This window comes from Tepidicella xavieri, from assembly GCF_004363315.1.
GTDB lineage: Bacteria > Pseudomonadota > Gammaproteobacteria > Burkholderiales > Burkholderiaceae_C > Tepidicella > Tepidicella xavieri.
Genome location: NZ_SNYL01000006.1, coordinates 169,057 through 184,743, shown reverse-complemented (window position 1 = coordinate 184,743; position 15,687 = coordinate 169,057). Strand labels below are relative to the sequence as shown.

At 65.6% G+C, this 15,687-nt stretch carries 14 protein-coding genes; 8 read left to right on the top strand and 6 right to left on the bottom strand.

Features of this window, described 5'->3' with window-relative positions; translation table 11 throughout:
* On the bottom strand, window positions 1–229 hold a 229-nt coding region (locus DFR43_RS13795), incomplete at its 3' end, for a hypothetical protein (protein ID WP_245988856.1).
* Here DFR43_RS13795 and DFR43_RS07005 point away from each other — a divergent pair.
* The 7 genes from DFR43_RS07005 to DFR43_RS06975 are packed head-to-tail and all read left to right on the top strand — an operon-like array spanning window position 119 to window position 8,405.
* Window positions 119–1,141, top strand: coding sequence for an ABC transporter substrate-binding protein (locus DFR43_RS07005; RefSeq protein ID WP_342776094.1), 1,023 nt, complete (start codon window positions 119–121; stop codon window positions 1,139–1,141). The two genes, DFR43_RS13795 and DFR43_RS07005, sit on opposite strands and share 111 nt — an antisense overlap.
* A 2-nt stretch (window positions 1,142–1,143) precedes the next feature.
* Window positions 1,144–2,178, top strand: a complete 1,035-nt coding sequence (locus DFR43_RS07000; protein WP_133597038.1) for a microcin C ABC transporter permease YejB — start codon at window positions 1,144–1,146, stop codon at window positions 2,176–2,178.
* Window positions 2,144–3,259, top strand: a complete 1,116-nt coding sequence (locus DFR43_RS06995) for an ABC transporter permease (RefSeq protein ID WP_133597036.1) — start codon at window positions 2,144–2,146, stop codon at window positions 3,257–3,259. Before DFR43_RS07000 ends, DFR43_RS06995 begins: the two co-directional genes overlap by 35 nt.
* Entirely contained in the window at window positions 3,256–4,881 is a 1,626-nt protein-coding gene (locus tag DFR43_RS06990; protein WP_133597034.1) for an ABC transporter ATP-binding protein, read from the top strand. The genes DFR43_RS06995 and DFR43_RS06990 overlap by 4 nt, the downstream gene beginning before the upstream one ends.
* Window positions 4,882–4,915: 34 nt before the next feature.
* Window positions 4,916–5,695 carry a DUF2189 domain-containing protein gene (locus DFR43_RS06985; RefSeq protein ID WP_133597031.1) on the top strand — a complete coding sequence of 260 codons (780 nt, stop codon included), beginning with the start codon at window positions 4,916–4,918 and terminating at the stop codon, window positions 5,693–5,695.
* A 10-nt stretch (window positions 5,696–5,705) separates the two neighbouring features.
* Entirely contained in the window at window positions 5,706–5,927 is a 222-nt protein-coding gene (locus DFR43_RS06980) for a DUF2788 domain-containing protein (protein ID WP_133597028.1), read from the top strand.
* A 33-nt stretch (window positions 5,928–5,960) separates the two neighbouring features.
* Complete coding sequence (locus DFR43_RS06975; protein WP_245988855.1) at window positions 5,961–8,405, top strand: GspE/PulE family protein; 2,445 nt, start codon at window positions 5,961–5,963, stop codon at window positions 8,403–8,405.
* 19 nt (window positions 8,406–8,424) lie between these two features.
* Here DFR43_RS06975 and DFR43_RS06970 read toward each other — a convergent pair whose 3' ends face one another.
* From DFR43_RS06970 to DFR43_RS06955, 4 genes are all read right to left on the bottom strand, one after another.
* Window positions 8,425–9,684 carry an acyl-CoA dehydrogenase family protein gene (locus tag DFR43_RS06970; protein WP_133597025.1) on the bottom strand — a complete coding sequence of 420 codons (1,260 nt, stop codon included), beginning with the start codon at window positions 9,682–9,684 and terminating at the stop codon, window positions 8,425–8,427.
* A 31-nt stretch (window positions 9,685–9,715) separates the two neighbouring features.
* Window positions 9,716–10,813, bottom strand: a complete 1,098-nt coding sequence (locus DFR43_RS06965; RefSeq protein WP_133597022.1) for a phosphotransferase — start codon at window positions 10,811–10,813, stop codon at window positions 9,716–9,718.
* Window positions 10,814–10,837: 24 nt separating this feature from the next.
* Complete coding sequence (locus DFR43_RS06960) at window positions 10,838–11,557, bottom strand: Crp/Fnr family transcriptional regulator (protein ID WP_133597066.1); 720 nt, start codon at window positions 11,555–11,557, stop codon at window positions 10,838–10,840.
* A 64-nt stretch (window positions 11,558–11,621) separates the two neighbouring features.
* Window positions 11,622–12,401, bottom strand: a complete 780-nt coding sequence (locus DFR43_RS06955; RefSeq protein WP_133597019.1) for an oxepin-CoA hydrolase, alternative type — start codon at window positions 12,399–12,401, stop codon at window positions 11,622–11,624.
* A gap of 98 nt (window positions 12,402–12,499) precedes the next feature.
* Between DFR43_RS06955 and DFR43_RS06950 the strand changes: the two genes are divergently transcribed.
* Window positions 12,500–14,593 (top strand): type IV pilus assembly protein FimV, encoded by a 2,094-nt coding sequence (locus tag DFR43_RS06950; protein WP_133597017.1) that lies wholly within the window; start codon window positions 12,500–12,502, stop codon window positions 14,591–14,593.
* Window positions 14,594–14,620: 27 nt separating this feature from the next.
* Here DFR43_RS06950 and DFR43_RS06945 read toward each other — a convergent pair whose 3' ends face one another.
* Window positions 14,621–15,628 carry a D-2-hydroxyacid dehydrogenase family protein gene (locus DFR43_RS06945; protein WP_133597015.1) on the bottom strand — a complete coding sequence of 336 codons (1,008 nt, stop codon included), beginning with the start codon at window positions 15,626–15,628 and terminating at the stop codon, window positions 14,621–14,623.
* Between the last annotated feature and the right edge of the window lie 59 nt (window positions 15,629–15,687).

Here is a 15,687-nt window from a genome sequence, read left to right as displayed (position 1 = left end):
AGGGCTGCCAGGGGCTGGAAATGCGGATCCAGCCGGTTGAAAGCCGACGCAGGCAGAGCCTCGGCTGCTTCGATGGGCACTTTTTCAACGGCCTGTTAAGGCCGGTGAATTCGATTACATCCAGGCGTTCATCGCCCGCGAGTGGGCGCGCTCCTACACCGGGCGCCGCTTCGACCGGGGCGAACTGGTCAAGCGCGAGCTGGCACACGGCAATGCGGGAGACTTTCAAGGGTTTCTGTTCAATACCCGGCTGCCCAAGTTTCAGGACCCGCGGGTGCGCGAGGCCATCGGGCTGGCGATGGATTACGAGTGGCTGAACCGCCAACTCTTCTACAACGCCTACGAGCGGGTCAGAGGCTATTTCGTCGCCAGCGATTTCGAGGCCCGGGGCCTGCCTGGCCCCGACGAACTGGCGTTGCTGGAGCCCTTGCGCAGCCAGTTGCCGCCCGAGGTGTTCGAGCGGGAGGTGCCGCTGCCGCCTTACACCAGCCTGGACCCGGACTCGGGGCAGACCCTGCGCGACAACCTGCGCCGCGCCCGCGACCTGCTGGCCGAGGCAGGCTGGCGCTACCGCGACGGCGCCTTGCGCAATGAGCGCGGCGAAGTGTTCACCATCGAGTTTCTGGACAACAGCGGCTCCATGGGCCGGGTGGTGACGCCGTTTGCCAAGAACCTGGAGCGCCTGGGCATACGCGCGACCTACCGCGTGATCGATTTCGCCATTCTGCAGAAACGGCTGGACGTGTTTGACTTCGAGGTCATCAGCGTGCGCTGGCCGGGCAGCGAGGCGCCGGGCACCGAACTGCTGGACCGGTTTGGTTCCGCCGCGGCCGATACCGAAGGCTCCAGCAACCTGATGGGCGTCAAGCACCCGGCGGTCGATGCCCTGCTGGACCACGTGGTGACGGCCCGCACGCGCCCACAACTGGTGGCGGCGCTGCGGGCGCTTGACCGCGTGCTGCGTCATCAGCACCTCAACGTGCCGCATTGGTTCAGCAGCGTGCACCGCATCGCCTACCGCACAGGGCGGTTCGAGCAACCCGCGGTGATGCCGCGTTACTATCAGCCCGAGAGCTGGGTGCTCATGACCTGGTGGGCCAGCCCGGAGAACCTCAATCCCCCACCTGGGCGGAGGCGTTGATCATGTGGGCCTACATCCTCAAACGTCTGCTGCTGATGATCCCGACGCTGTTCGGCATCCTGCTCATCACCTTTGTGGTGATCCAGTTCGTGCCTGGCGGGCCGGTGGAGCAGATGGTGGCGCAATTGCAGGGCCGCGACACGGGCGGCGAGGGGGCGGCCGTGGCCGGAGCGGGTTACCGGGGGCGGCAGGGGGTGGACGCTCAGCGCATCGAGGAAATCCGGCAGCTCTATGGTTTCGACAAACCCGCCCACGAGCGCTTTTTCCAAATGCTCGGGCAATTTGCCCGCTTTGACCTGGGGCAGAGCTTCTTTCATCACAAGGCGGTGTGGGAACTGATCAAGGAAAAGCTGCCGGTGTCCATCAGCCTGGGGCTGTGGACGTTTTTTCTGAGCTACAGCATCTCGATACCCTTGGGCATCGCCAAGGCCGTGCGGGCGGGCACGCGGTTCGACACGGTCACCAGCCTCATCGTGCTGGTGGGCTATGCCATCCCGGGCTTCGTGCTCGGGGTGGCGCTGCTGGTGATCTTCGGCGGGCAGTTGCAATGGTTCCCCTTGCGGGGCCTCACATCCAGCAACTGGCACGAGCTGAGCCTGGGCGCCAAGATCGTGGATTACCTCTGGCACATCACGCTGCCAGTGACGGCCAGCGTGCTGGGCGCCTTTGCCGTGACCACCATGCTCACCAAAAATGCGTTTCTGGAAGAGATCCGCAAGCAGTACGTGCTGACCGCTCGTGCCAAGGGGCTGACCGAGCGGCGCGTGCTGTGGAAGCACGTGTTTCGCAATGCGCTCATTCCCATCGTCACCGGGTTTCCGGCCGCGTTCATTGGCGCGTTCTTTGCTGGCTCGCTGCTCATCGAAACCCTGTTCTCCCTCGATGGTCTGGGCCTGCTGAGCTACGAGAGCGTGATGCGGCGCGACTACCCGGTCGTGCTGGGGACGCTGTACCTGTTCACGCTGATTGGCCTGGTGACCAAGTTGATCAGTGATCTTTGCTATGTCTGGGTGGATCCCCGTGTCAAGTTCGACTGACGCCATCGCCGCCCCATCGGAGGCCGCGCCGGCCGTGGCGGCATCAGGCGTGGCACGCTCCCTGAGTCCGAGCCAGCGGGCGTGGCAGCGGTTTCGGCGCAACCGGCTGGGTTTCTGGAGCCTGGTGATCTTCGTCACCCTGTTCGTGATCAGCCTGGGCGCAGAGCTGATTTCCAACGACAAGCCCTTGCTCGCGCGCTACAACGGCCAATGGTTCGTGCCGATGTGGCACAACCCGCCCGAGACCGCGTTCGGCGGTGATTTCGATACGCCCACGGACTACCTGGACCCCTTCATCCAGCGCCAGTTCGAGCAGCCCGGCAACTGGGTCATCTACCCCCTGAACCGCCATCACCACACGACGCTGAACTACTTTGCCAAGGAGCCGCACCCCGCCCCGCCTTCGCGAGACAACTGGCTGGGCACGGACGATCGAGGCCGTGACGTGGCCGCGCGGCTGCTGTATGGCTTTCGCCTGTCCATCCTGTTCGCGCTGGCGCTGACCGCCATCGGCGTGCTGCTGGGGGTGGTGGCTGGTGCCATCCAGGGCTTCTACGGCGGCAAGGTGGATTTGGCCTTTCAGCGTTTCATCGAAGTCTGGGGCTCCATGCCGGAGCTGTACCTGCTGATCATTTTTTCCGCCGTGTTCGAGCCCAGCGTGTGGATACTGCTGGTGCTGCTGAGCCTGTTTGGCTGGATGGGGCTGAGCGACTACGTGCGGGCCGAATTCCTGCGCAACCGCCAGCTCGACTACGTGCGCGCGGCCCGCGCCATGGGGCTGAGCAACGGGCAGATCATTTGGCGGCACATTCTGCCCAACAGCCTCACGCCGGTGGTCACCTTTCTGCCGTTCCGCATGAGCGCCGCCATTCTCGCGCTCACCTCGCTGGACTTTCTGGGGTTGGGAGTGCCGCCGGGCACGCCATCGCTGGGCGAATTGCTGGCCCAGGGCAAGAACAACATCGACGCCTGGTGGATCTCGCTGTCCACCTTTGCCGTGCTGGTGATCACGCTGTTGCTGCTGACCTTCATGGGTGACGCCCTGCGCGACGCGTTGGACCCGAGAAAGGCCGACCGATGAGTGCCGTTCAGGAGACGCTGCTCGACGTGCGCGGCCTGCGCATCGGTTTCGGTGGGCAGACCGTGGTGCATGGCATCGACTTCCAGGTGAAGGCAGGCGAGAAGCTGGCGTTGGTGGGGGAGTCGGGCTCGGGCAAGACGGTCTCGGCCCTGAGCCTGCTGCGGCTGGTGCCGAATGCCGACATCGAGGGGCAGGCGCATTTTCAAGGGCGTGACCTGCTGCGCCTGAGCGAGCGGGAACTGCGTGGGGTCCGCGGCGATGAGGTGGCCTGTATCTTCCAGGAGCCGATGACGGCGCTGAACCCGCTCTACACCATCGGGGACCAGATCGCCGAAATCCTCACGCTCAAAAAAGGCATGCCGCCGCGCGAGGCGGCCCACCGGGTGGAGGAACTGCTGGCGGCCACAGGCATTCCCGAGCCGGCCCGGCGCGCCCAGGCCTTCCCGCACCAGTTGAGCGGTGGCCAGCGGCAGCGGGCCATGATCGCCATGGCCCTGGCCAGCGAGCCCCGACTGCTCATCGCCGACGAACCCACCACGGCGCTGGACGCCAGCCTGCGGGGGCAGATCCTGAGCCTGCTGGGAGAACTCCAGCAGCGTCTGGGCATGGCGGTGCTGCTCATTACCCACGATCTGCATCTGGTGCGCCAGTTTGCCGACCGGGTGGCCGTGATGGAAAAGGGCCACCTGGTGGAGCAGGGCGGTGTGGCCGAGGTGTTCGGGCAACCGCAACATGCCTACACCCGCAAGCTGCTGGGCAGCCGGCCGCAACGAGCCTTGCCTGAAGCGGTGCCTGTGGCCGGCCCGCCCGTCGTGGAGGCGCGCGACCTGGTGGTGGCTTACGCCACCCCCTTGCCCGGTTTCGTGGGGTGGTTTCGCCGCGGCCGGTTCGAGGCGGTCAAGCGGGCGCGGTTTGCCTTGCCGCCCGGTCAGACCCTGGGCGTGGTGGGGGAGTCCGGCTCCGGCAAATCCACCCTGGCCCTGGCCGCATTGGGTCTGCACCCGCATGAGGGGCACTTGCACATCCTGGGCCAGCCGTGGCCCCAAGGGCGCGGCGCCCAAGCCCGTGCACGCCCTCTGCGGCGGCAGGTGCAAGTGGTGTTTCAGGATCCGTTTTCTTCGCTGTCGCCGCGCATGACGGTGGAGCAGATCGTGGGCGAGGGGCTGCGCATCCACGAGCCGCGGCTCGATGAAGATCAGCGCCGCGAGCGCGTGGTGCGCGCGCTGCGCGAGGTGGGGCTGCTGCCCGATCTGCCGCCAGAGGCCGTGTCGCTGTGGTTGCAGCGCTATCCCCATGAATTTTCGGGGGGGCAACGGCAGCGACTGGCCATTGCGCGCGCGCTCATCGTGGAGCCCCAGGTGCTGGTGCTCGACGAGCCCACGTCCGCCCTGGATGTGACGGTGCAAAAGCAGGTCATCGAGCTGTTGTTGCGGTTGCAGCGCGAGCGTGGCCTGAGCTACCTGCTCATCACCCACGACGTGGATGTGATCTGGGCCATGGCGCATGAGGTGATGGTGATGCGCTCGGGCGAAGTGGTGGAGCACGGCCCGGCGCAGCAGGTGCTGCGCACGCCCAGCCACCCTTACACGCAGGCCTTGCTCAAGGCGTGCGCGCCGTTGTGATCCAATGTAGGGGAATCGGTTATCAGGGTGTCGTATGACGGAACATGAGCTTGCGGCTTCAGGGATGCGGCCGCTGGATGGCCGGGCGCCGCTGCGCTGGCTGGCTTCGGGGTGGCGCGACCTGTGGGCCAATCCGCTGCCGGGCCTCATGCATGGCGTGGCGCTGGCGGCTTTCGGGGCTTTGCTGCTGTGGCTGGCGCACGACCAGTTTTGGTGGTTGGCCGGGGCGTTTTCCGGGTTTTTGATCGTGGCGCCTGTGTTGGCCTGCGGTCTGTATGCCGTCAGCCGCCAGGCCCAGCAGGGCCGCCGCATGGGATGCCGCGAAGTGATGGGGGTATGGCTGTCGGGGGATAGACGACTCATCGCCTTTGGCCTGTTACTGGCCCTGGCGGGCACCGGCTGGGTGTTGACATCGGCCGGTCTCATCACCTTGTGGGCGTCGGCGCCGGTCGAAAAGCCGGCCGATTTTCTGCGGCATGTGGTGCTGGCGCCTGCTCCGGGCTTGTTCGAGGTGTGGCTGCTGCTGGGCGCCTTGCTCGCGGCGCCGATGTTCGCCTCCAGCGTCGTGACCTTGCCCCTGCTGATGGACACCCGGTTGCCGCTGTGGATGGCCATTGGCGAGAGCTGGCGTGCCGTCGGCAGCCATCCGGTGGTGATGGCTTGGTGGGCCGCGCTCATCGCGGCATTGGTGATTCTGGGGTTGGCCACTGGGTTGATCGGCCTCGTGGTGGTGGTGCCCCTGCTCGGGCATGCCAGCTGGCACGCCTACGTCGATTTGCGGCGCTCGGGCGTGATCCGGGTATCGCAGCCTTGAGGGTTGGCCGATGGAAGGAACCATTTTCGGCTACACCGAGGGGCAGATTGCCCAGTTTGGCCTGACGTTCGGCGTCGGGGCCTTCATTCTGTACATGCTGTTCATCGTGCTGAACCTGGCCCGCGAATCCAAAGCGGGCCGCTTTGGCACTTTCATTCTGTTTCTGGTGCTGTCGTTTGGCATGCTGGGCTTCCTGGCCAAGAACGTCATCAAATGGGTGCTGGGGATGTGACCCGGCTTCGTGCGCAGCCCCAAGGAAAAAGCCATGCCTGAAAACACCTTTTCATTGCCCAACATCGAGCGGATGGACGTGTTTGCGGTGGGAGACCCGGTGCTGGCCTGTACCGCCGAGGGCTGGAGCGATAACTCGGTCTCGGGCCATCTGCTCGATTTCGACACCACGCGCCGGGTCATCAAACTGCGCCCACGGGGCGATGAGCGGGGCCTGAGTCTGAAGTTCAATCAGCTCAAGCGACTGCGCATCCAGCACCATCCCCCTACGGATTTGGAATTCAGCCCGACCGGGTTGCCAGGCGCAGACACCCAGCAGGCGCAGTCGTTCGTCGTGTTCTTGCGCGACGGCTCCATGTATTCGGGTATCTGCTATCGCTACGAGAAAACCGATCAGGGTCTTTGGATATTCCCCAAGCGCACCCTCGAAGGCGACCCTTACCGGGTGTTCCTGCCCAAAAACGGCATCGTGCGGCTGGAAATCCGACAGGGCGACGAAGCCCTGATTTCGGATGCCGATTTCGCCCAGACCATGCTCTACGAGGGGGCTGTGGAGCCGGTGGTGGACGAAGGGGTGGAGAAATCCATGGTCGAGACGCCCGAGGAACTGCTCGAAGCCCTCAAGCGCCAGAGCAGCCTCAAGCCGGTGCCCATCGGCCAAGCCCTCATTGGCCTGGGCAAGCTCACGGCCGAGCAGCTCGAGGCGGTCTTGCGCCTGCAGCAAGGCGACAAAAAGCGCCCTCTCGGTCAGATTCTGCTGGAGAAAAACCTGGTCACGCCCGCCGATCTCCAGACGGCGATTGCCCGCAAGATGGGTTACCCTTTCGTGGACCTGGCCAAGTTTCCGATCGACGCGGCCGCACTGCGTCGTGTGCCCTTCGCGCTGGCGCTGCGCTTGCAGGTGCTGCCGATTCTGGATCAGGGCAAATCCCTGGTCGTGGCCATGACCGATCCATTGCAGTTCAAGGTCATCGATGAACTGGAGTTCACCACCCAGCGCAAGGTGATCCCGGTGGTCAGCACCAGTGGGGAACTGATCGAAAAGATCAAGAAGGCCTATCGCGAGATCGGCATGAGCGATCTGGCCAATGCCAACGCTGCCCCCAAGGCCGCAGCCCCCGCGCCGGGCCCACGCGCCGACGCCAAAGGCAGCGAAGTGGATGTGATGCAGTTGGCGGTGGAGCTCACAGGGGAAGCCACCGACAGCCACGAAGACGAGCGCCCGATCGAGCAATCCGACAACACGCTGGTCAAGCTCATCAACTCCATGATCACCGAGGCGTACTACCAGCGGGCCTCGGACATCCACATCGAGCCGTATCCAGGCCGGGAAAAGCTGGTGATCCGCTTTCGCGTCGATGGACAGATGCGGCCCTACCTGGAACTGCCAGCGAGTTATCGCAACGCCTTGATCGCGCGCATCAAGATCATGTGCGACCTCGATATCTCTGAGCGGCGCAAGCCGCAGGATGGCAAGATCAACTTCGCCAAATTCGGCGGATTGGCCATCGAGCTGCGCGTCGCCACCATCCCCACGGCCAATGGCCTCGAAGACGTGGTGCTGCGCATCCTGTCATCGTCGGAGCCGCTGCCGATGGACAAGCTCAACCTGAGCGCGCGCAATCTGGCGGCTTTCGAGGCCATCGTGCAGCGCCCCTACGGCCTGTTTCTGTGCGCCGGTCCGACAGGCTCGGGGAAAACGACCACGCTCCATGCCGCCTTGCGGGAAATCAATACGCCCAATCGCAAGATTTGGACCGCCGAAGACCCGGTGGAAATCACCCAGCGGGGCTTGAGGCAGATTCAAGTCAACCCCAAAATCGGCTGGACGTTTGCCGCGGCGCTGCGTGCGTTGCTGCGCGCCGACCCGGATGTCATCATGGTCGGCGAGATTCGCGATCAAGAAACGGCCGAGATCGCCATCGAAGCCTCGCTGACCGGGCACCTGGTGTTTTCCACCCTGCACACCAATTCGGCGGCCGAGACGGTGGTGCGCCTGGTCGATCTGGGGGTGGACCCCTTCTCGTTCGCGGATTCTTTGCAGGGCATTTTGGCGCAGCGGCTGGTGCGCCGCCTGTGCACGGCTTGCGCCGTGATGGAGCCATTGACCGCCGATTTGCAGCAGGAACTCATCGCCGACTACCAGGCCCAACTGCCGCGAGAACATCCACTGCGCGATGCGGGTGCGCTGGTTCGAGAATGGCAGGATCGCTTTGGCCGCGATGGTCGGCTTCACGTGGCTCAGGCCAAGGGCTGTGACCGCTGCGGCCACACCGGCCATTACGGCCGGCTGGCGGTGCATGAATTGCTGGCCAATTCGCCAGAGATGAGGCACCTCATTCAAAGCCGCGCACGCCCCACCGAGGTGCAAGCCCTGGCCATCCAGGAAGGCATGCGGACCTTGCGCCAGGACGGCATCGAAAAGGTGTTGCAGGGCCTGACCACCCTGGCGGAAGTGCGCTCTTCCACGCTCAACTGACGTTGGGGCCGTCTGGCCGTCAGCAGCCCCGGGTGATGGGCATATCCACCTCTTTGGGGTGCAGGCTGTGGCGGGCCAGCTCCAGCTTGGCGATGGCATTGCGGTGCACCTCATCGGGGCCGTCGGCCAGGCGCAGGGTGCGCTGGTTGGCGTACGCGTAGGCCAGCGGGAAGTCGTCGCTCACGCCACCGCCGCCGTGGGCCTGGATGGCCCAGTCAATGACTTGGCAGGCCATGTTGGGCGCCACCACCTTGATCATGGCGATTTCGGCCTTGGCCACTTTGTTGCCGACGGTGTCCATCATGTAAGCGGCCTTGAGCGTGAGCAGCCGCGCCTGCTCGATCAGGCAGCGGGATTCGGCAATGCGTTCGTGCCAGACCGATTGGGCTGCCACCGGCTTGCCAAAAGCCACGCGCTCCTGGAGCCGCTTGCACATCAGTTCCAGCGCCCGCTCGGCCGCCCCGATGGATCGCATGCAGTGGTGGATGCGGCCCGGCCCCAGCCGGCCTTGGGCGATCTCGAAACCGCGCCCTTCGCCGAGCAGGATGTGGTCCGCCGGCACGCGCACGTTTTCCAGCACCACCTCCATGTGGCCGTGCGGGGCATCGTCGTAGCCAAACACCGACAGGGGGCGAATGACTCGGATGCCGGGGGCATTGGCCGGTACCACGATCATGGATTGCTGGGCGTGGCGCGGGGCTTCGGGGTCGGTCTTGCCCATGACGATGTAGACCGCGCAGCGCGGGTCGCCGGCGCCGGAAGACCACCACTTGCGGCCATTGATGACGTATTCGTCGCCCTGGCGCTCGATGCGGCATTGAATGTTGGTGGCGTCGGACGAGGCCACCTCGGGCTCGGTCATGAGGAAGGCCGAGCGGATCTCGCCGCGCAGCAGCGGCTCCAGCCAGCGGTCCTTCAACGCTTCGCTGGCATAGCGTTCCAGCGTTTCCATGTTGCCGGTGTCGGGGGCCGAGCAGTTGAACACCTCGGGGGCCCAGGGTACGCGGCCCATGATTTCGCACAAGGGGGCGTATTCCAGGTTGCTCAGACCTTCGGGGGCGCGTGGGGAGTGGGGCAGAAACAGGTTCCACAGACCGGCGGCGCGGGCCTTGGGCTTGAGTTCTTCGATCAGTGTGGTGGGGACCCAGGCGTTGCCCTTGGCGCGGTTGGCGGCGATTTCTTCGAAAAAGCGGCGTTCGTTGGGGTAGATGTGCTCGTCCATGAAGGCGAGCAGCCGGGCCTGCAGGGCCTTGACCTTGGGGGTGTAGTCGAAATCCATGTGGGGCTCCTGTGGAGAGGGCGGGGGGTGTTCAGGCTCGCTGGGCAAAGGACCAGGCCAGTTCGGCCATGGGGCGGGCGCCCGCTGCTGACTGACGGGCCTGGGCGCTGGAGGCGGTGCCGTCTTCCACCCGCTTGGCGATCCCCTGCAGGATGGCCGCGAGGCGGAACATGTTGTAGGCGAGGTAGAAGTTCCAATCGGCCATGAGGGCCTGTGGGCTGGCAAAGCCGGTGCGCTCGCAGTACCACGCGATGTATTCCTGCTCGGACGGGATGCCCAGCGCGGCGATGTCCAGACCGGCGATGCCGCGGAACATGCCGGGCGGGATGTGCCAGGACATGCAGTGGTAGCTGAAGTCGGCCAGCGGGTGCCCGAGGGTGGAGAGTTCCCAGTCCAGCACCGCCAGCACGCGCGGCTCGCTGGGGTGGAACATGAGGTTGTCGAGCCGGTAGTCGCCGTGGACGATGGAGACCATGGCCTCGTCCCGCGCCATGGCCGGAATGTGGGCCGGCAGCCATTCGATGAGCCGGTCCATTTCAGGAATGGGCTGGGTGATGGAGGCCAGGTACTGCTTGCTCCAGCGGCCGATCTGGCGCTCGAAATAGTTGCCTGGCTTGCCATAGTCGCCGAGGCCGGCGGCATGGAAATCGACCTGGTGCAACGCGGCGAGCACCCGGTTCATCTCCAGGTAGTGGGCGCGGCGTTGGGCCGGCGTCATGCCTGGCAGAGACTGATCCCACAGCACGCGGCCGTCGACGTGTTCCATGACGTAGAAGGCGCGGCCGATGACGCTTTCGTCTTCGCACAGCACATGCATGCGGGCCACGGGCACGTCGGTGCCGGCCAGGCCGCTCATGACGCGGAATTCGCGCTCGATGGCGTGGGCCGAGGGCAGCAGCTTGGCCACCGGGCCGGGCTTGGCCCGCATCACGTATGACCGCGAGGGGGTGATGAGGCGGTAGGTCGGATTCGATTGCCCACCGGCAAACTTCTCCACCTGCAATGGCCCCTGGAAGCCGGGCAGGTGGGCCGCAAGCCAGCCCTCCAGCGCCGGGGTATCGATGGCGTGGGGGCTCTGGGTGGAGGCTTCGGCCTGACGAGCGGACGAGGGGGAGGGGGCGTCAGTCATGGCCGATGGGGTCTCCGGGGGCAGTCAGTGTTCGGTTTCGGCGATGCGCATCAACGCCGCGCGGTCGCGCACCACCAGTCCGCCCGGTTCGATGCGGATGGCGTTTTCGCGCTCCATGGATTTGAGTTCCTGGTTCACCCGCTGCCGGGATGCGCCCAGCATCTGGGCCAGTTCTTCCTGGGCCAGTTGCAGCCCGATGCGGGTTTCGCTGCCGTTGGCCAGGCAGGGCACGCCGTAGCTGCGCACCAGGTGCAGCAGTTGCTTGGCCAACCGGGCGCGCAGGGGCAGGGTGTTGAGGTCTTCCACCAGGCCAAAGAGGTTGCGCAGTCGCCGGGCCTGCAGGCGCAGCAGCGCCTCGTAGAGCTCCACGTGCAGCGTCAGGATCTTCTGAAAATCGTTGCGCGCCACGCACAACAGCGTGGTGGGGCCATGGGCATAGGCATCGTGCGTGCGCTGGTCGCCATCGAACATGGCGATGTCGCCAAACCAGACGCCCGGCTCCACGTAGGTCAGCGTGATCTGCTTGCCCGACAGCGAGGTCGAGCTCACGCGCACCGCGCCTTTGGCCACGGCGGTCCATTCGGTGGCCGGATCGCCGCGGGCCGCGATCAAATCGCCGTCCTTGTATCGTTTGACGTAGGCGCATCGGAGGATGTCGTGTCGCAGTGAAGGGGAAAGACTCGTGAACCAGCGACCGCTGTTGATCGCCTCACGCTCTTCCATTGTCAGAATCGGCTCGTCCATCGTCTGTCTTGTGAGTGACTGGGTGGTCATGCGGTTGTCTCCCGGGTGACGCGGTATGTGGAGTTCAGCGGTAGCGTGGCGGGCGTTTGTCGAGGAAGGCGCTGATGCCCTCCCCACCGTTGGGGTGATGCAGGTTGCGCACGAACAGTTCGCGCTCTTGCCGCAGATGGGCGCTCAGCGCTTGCTGGGGGGCGTCGTTGACCAGTTCCTTGATGCTGGCCAGCGCATTGGGGGCCTGGGCATTGAGCCGCTCGCACAGCGCCACCGCGCTGTCCAGGGCCTGGCCGGGATCGGTGAGCTGATTGATCAAGCCGAGCTGCTGCAGCCGATCGGCGCTGGCGCGCTCGCCCAGCATGAGCAACTGCATGGCCGTGGCCCGCGGCAGCTGACGCGCCAATTGCCAGCTGCCGCCGCCATCGGGCGACAGCGCCACGTTGGCATAAGCCATCACGAACACGCTGTTGCGCGCGGCCACGATGAAGTCGCAGGCCAGCGCCAGCGAAAAACCGGCGCCGGCGCAGGCGCCTTCCACGGCGGCCACCACCGGCTTGGAGAAGCTGCGCAGCACCTCGATCCAGCCGTGCAGCTCTTCGATGCTTTCGGCCTGCACCGCAGGGGGTTGCTGGCGGTTGGCCAGCAGCCGTTGCAAATGGCCGCCGGCGCAGAAGTGCGCCCCTTCGCCCGTGAGGATGACGCTGCGCACATCGGGGTTGCGTTCGGCGGCATTGAAGGCTTCAACGCCGGCCGCGTAGATGTCTGGGCTCAGGGCGTTGCGCTGTTCAGGATTGCTCAGTGTCAGCACCAGGGTGGCCCCAGTGCTGTGGGTTTTGAGGGTGGCAGGCATTTTGGGAAGTCTCTCGGGTCTCGTGGCTGGATGCTGGTGGGGGTGCTTGTGCCAGAATGTAGCGTGTATAACGATACCAACTCTCGCGGTACGAGGACATGAACATGCTCAAGCTGGCGGTGGGAAGTGCGCTGTTCGTGACAGCCACCCAGGTTGTGGCGGTCTCTCTCGGCGCCACGCAGGGCAGTGTGATCATCGGCCGCCCGCTGGATATTTTGGTACAGAGCCGCATCGATGCGTCCGACGCCGCCACAGGCCTGTGCCTTCAGGCGGAGGTGATCTACGGCGACGTGCGCGTGCCACCCACCGCGGTGTCTGCGGCCATTCACAGAATCGGTGCGGATGGGACAGGCGCCCTGCGCGTGCAGACCTCCGAGCCGGTGAATGAGCCGATCGTGACCCTGGTTCTCCAGGCCGGTTGTCAGACACCTTTTCGCCGCAGCTACACCTTGCTGGCCGATGTGGAGCCGCCGCGCGCAGTTTCCTCCGCGCCCGGGCCTGCCCTGGCGCAACCTTCCGCGTCTGCGGCCACCTCGGTGGCTGCCCCTGTCACCCCGCCTGCAGCCCCCTTGGTGCTGCCGCCGCCTGCCCGAGCGGTGATGCCTGCTGCGCCTGCCACCCCGCGCACAACCGATGCGCCGGATCTCGGGCCGCAAACGCCGATACGCCTATCAGCCCCGGCGCCTCGGCCGGCCGCGGTCACGCGCATGCTTTCCAAAACCCGGCCGTTGCCCGTGGCCATGGCCGCCGCTGCCGCGGAGGACGCTTCCCAACCCGCCAACGGCGCAGCCTCCCCGGTGACAGAGGCTCCCACGGGCGGCTCACGCTTGCAGCTTGACCCGGTGGAACTGCCTTCGGCGGCCAACCCTCTGAACCCTGCCGGCTCAGGGGCCGATGACGGTGGGGGGACAGTGGCGGGGCAGGGCGATGTTGCCGCTGCTGCTGACGATGCCGCGGCCGAGCAGACTCGGGCGCTGCAGCAGGAGGTCGAAGCTCTGCGTGCGGAGCAGGAACGGCTCAGGCTCGCGCTGGAGAGTGTCAACGCGCAACTGCATGCGGCGCAGCGAGCCTCGGCTTCCCCGACACTGGTTTACGGTCTGGGCGGGTTGTCACTGTTGCTCCTGGGGGGGCTGTGGTATGCGCTGCGCATGCGCCGGCAAGCGGCGGCCGCTGCCGCGCCGACGGCGCCTTGGTGGGAGTCTTCATTACCCGCCAATTCCCAGCCCACCAGTGAGCCTGCCGTTGTCTCGTCTTCTGCTTCCGCTGCCCAGACCGCCGACCGCGCTGTCGCCGCCGCAGTGGCTGTGCCCGTGCAAGCGGAGGTCTCGGCTGCACCTGCGCCCAAGCCGGCTCCCCATGCCGCCCAGCCCAGTTGGCTGCCCACCGGGTCGGTAGATGGGCTGGAGGTCACCGATGCGCGGGAGTCCATGTTTCACGAAGTGCCCATCACGCCGCTGAATGTGGAGGCGTTGGAGGATCTCTGGCAGCGTGCGCGCTTTTGCGAGTCGATCGGTCAATATGCCGAAGCCATGGCACTGCTCAACGAATTCGTCACGGCGCATCCGCGTGCCAGCGAAGCGCCTTATGTGCTGTGGTTGCACCTGGCAGCCACCCATGGCACCGAGTCCGATCAGGCCTTGGCGCAGCGCTTTTATGAATCTCATTATCAGCGCCTCGCCCCCGCAGGGCATGATGTGGCCGCGCCGCGCCATCTCGATGACGACGCCACGCTCATGCCGTCAATCGTCCGCGTCTGGCCGACCACGGCCGCCCTGGATCTGGTGTGTCAGGCCTTGGCGTCTCAGCCGGGTGCTCCAGACGGGCTCATGCGGGTTCGCACACTGGCGGCCTTTGACGATCTGTTGATGCTCAAAGGGGTGCTCGACCTCCAGGATGCCTGCACCGATACCCCAGGGCAGCCCGGACCGATGGACCCTGCGGGATGGAAATCGGTCAACGATCTCGCTGCCCGCTCCGCGGCAGGCATGGCCGGTGCGGCCGCTGCTGCGCCGCTGCTGGACTTCGAATTCCCTGCCGTGCCTGAGCCCGCCGCTGCGCCAGTCGCCGCGCCTTCTGCGGCTCCTTCGCCAGCCGCGGACGATTACATGCTGGACTTCGATCTCAGCGACTGGGAGCTGGCGCCCAAGGCGGCGCCCCCGTCGAGCGATGATGGCGACAAGCCCCAGACCTGATGGCGTTGGCGCGGGTGGCCGTGCCGCCTAGCGATGGTATTGCAAGGCCCCCGGGTTGACGATGTTGGTGGGCGTGCCTTTGATGTAGTTGACCACGTTGTCAAACGCCGCAGAAAAGTACTTTTCGTAGCTTTCCTGCTCCACGAAGCCAATGTGCGGCGTGCAGATGCAGTTTTCCAGGCGCAGCAGCGCGTGGCCCTGCAATATGGGCTCAGACTCGAACACGTCCACCGCTGCCATGCCGGGGCGGCCCCGGTTGAGGCCAGCGACCAAGGCGTCGGGCTGGATCAGCTCGGCGCGCGAGGTGTTGACCAACAGCGAGGTCGGCTTCATCAGGTTCAGGTCATCCAGCGTCACGCAGCCCACGTTGCTGTCTCCCAGGCGCAGGTGCAGGCTCAGCACGTCGGATTCCTGAAACAGCGCCGCCTTGCTGGGCGCGATTTCATAGCCGTCGGCGGCAGCACGCTGGCAGCTGGCTTCGCCGCCCCAGACGATCACCCGCATGCCGAAGGCACGCCCGTACCCGGCCACCAACTGGCCAATCTTGCCGTAGCTCCAGATGCCCAGCGTCTTGCCGCGCAAGACCATGCCGATGCCGAAATTCGGTGGCATGGCGGCGGCTTTGAGCCCCGATTGTTGCCAGGCGCCGTGCTTGAGATTGGCCACGTACTGGGGGATGCGGCGCATCGCCGCCATGATCAGGGCCCAGGTCAGTTCGGCCGGCGCGATGGGCGAGCCCACGCCTTCGGCCACCGCCACGCCGTGTTCCGTACAGGCGGCCACATCGATGTGCCGGCCCACGGCACCGGTTTGGGAGATCAGCCGCAGCTTGGGCAGCTTCTCGATCAACTGCCGGGTGATCTGGGTGCGCTCGCGGATCAGTACCACGATCTCGGCGTCACGCAGTCGCACCGAGAGCTGGCCCACGCCCTTGACGTTGTTGGTGAACACCTTGGCCGGGTAGGGTTCGAGCTTCGCCGCGCAGGCCAGCTTGCGCACGGCGTCCTGGTAGTCGTCAAGGATCACGATGTTCATGCGGCTATTGTGCCCGTGTCTGGCGCTGTGCCTGTCCGCGGATGTGTCATGACAGCACG

What these genes read in the sequence shown, in the direction of transcription:
- DFR43_RS06980 (WP_133597028.1), top strand. Translation starts at nt 5,706, where the DNA reads ATGGAAGGAACCATTTTCGGCTACACCGAGGGGCAGATTGCCCAGTTT.
- DFR43_RS06975 (WP_245988855.1), top strand. Translation starts at nt 5,961, where the DNA reads ATGCCTGAAAACACCTTTTCATTGCCCAACATCGAGCGGATGGACGTG.
- DFR43_RS06985 (WP_133597031.1), top strand. Translation starts at nt 4,916, where the DNA reads ATGACGGAACATGAGCTTGCGGCTTCAGGGATGCGGCCGCTGGATGGC.
- DFR43_RS06950 (WP_133597017.1), top strand. Translation starts at nt 12,500, where the DNA reads ATGAACATGCTCAAGCTGGCGGTGGGAAGTGCGCTGTTCGTGACAGCC.
- DFR43_RS06965 (WP_133597022.1), bottom strand. Translation starts at nt 10,813, where the DNA reads ATGACTGACGCCCCCTCCCCCTCGTCCGCTCGTCAGGCCGAAGCCTCC.
- DFR43_RS06955 (WP_133597019.1), bottom strand. Translation starts at nt 12,401, where the DNA reads ATGCCTGCCACCCTCAAAACCCACAGCACTGGGGCCACCCTGGTGCTG.
- DFR43_RS07000 (WP_133597038.1), top strand. Translation starts at nt 1,144, where the DNA reads ATGTGGGCCTACATCCTCAAACGTCTGCTGCTGATGATCCCGACGCTG.
- DFR43_RS06945 (WP_133597015.1), bottom strand. Translation starts at nt 15,628, where the DNA reads ATGAACATCGTGATCCTTGACGACTACCAGGACGCCGTGCGCAAGCTG.
- DFR43_RS06970 (WP_133597025.1), bottom strand. Translation starts at nt 9,684, where the DNA reads ATGGATTTCGACTACACCCCCAAGGTCAAGGCCCTGCAGGCCCGGCTG.
- DFR43_RS06995 (WP_133597036.1), top strand. Translation starts at nt 2,144, where the DNA reads ATGTCTGGGTGGATCCCCGTGTCAAGTTCGACTGACGCCATCGCCGCC.
- DFR43_RS06990 (WP_133597034.1), top strand. Translation starts at nt 3,256, where the DNA reads ATGAGTGCCGTTCAGGAGACGCTGCTCGACGTGCGCGGCCTGCGCATC.
- DFR43_RS06960 (WP_133597066.1), bottom strand. Translation starts at nt 11,557, where the DNA reads ATGGACGAGCCGATTCTGACAATGGAAGAGCGTGAGGCGATCAACAGC.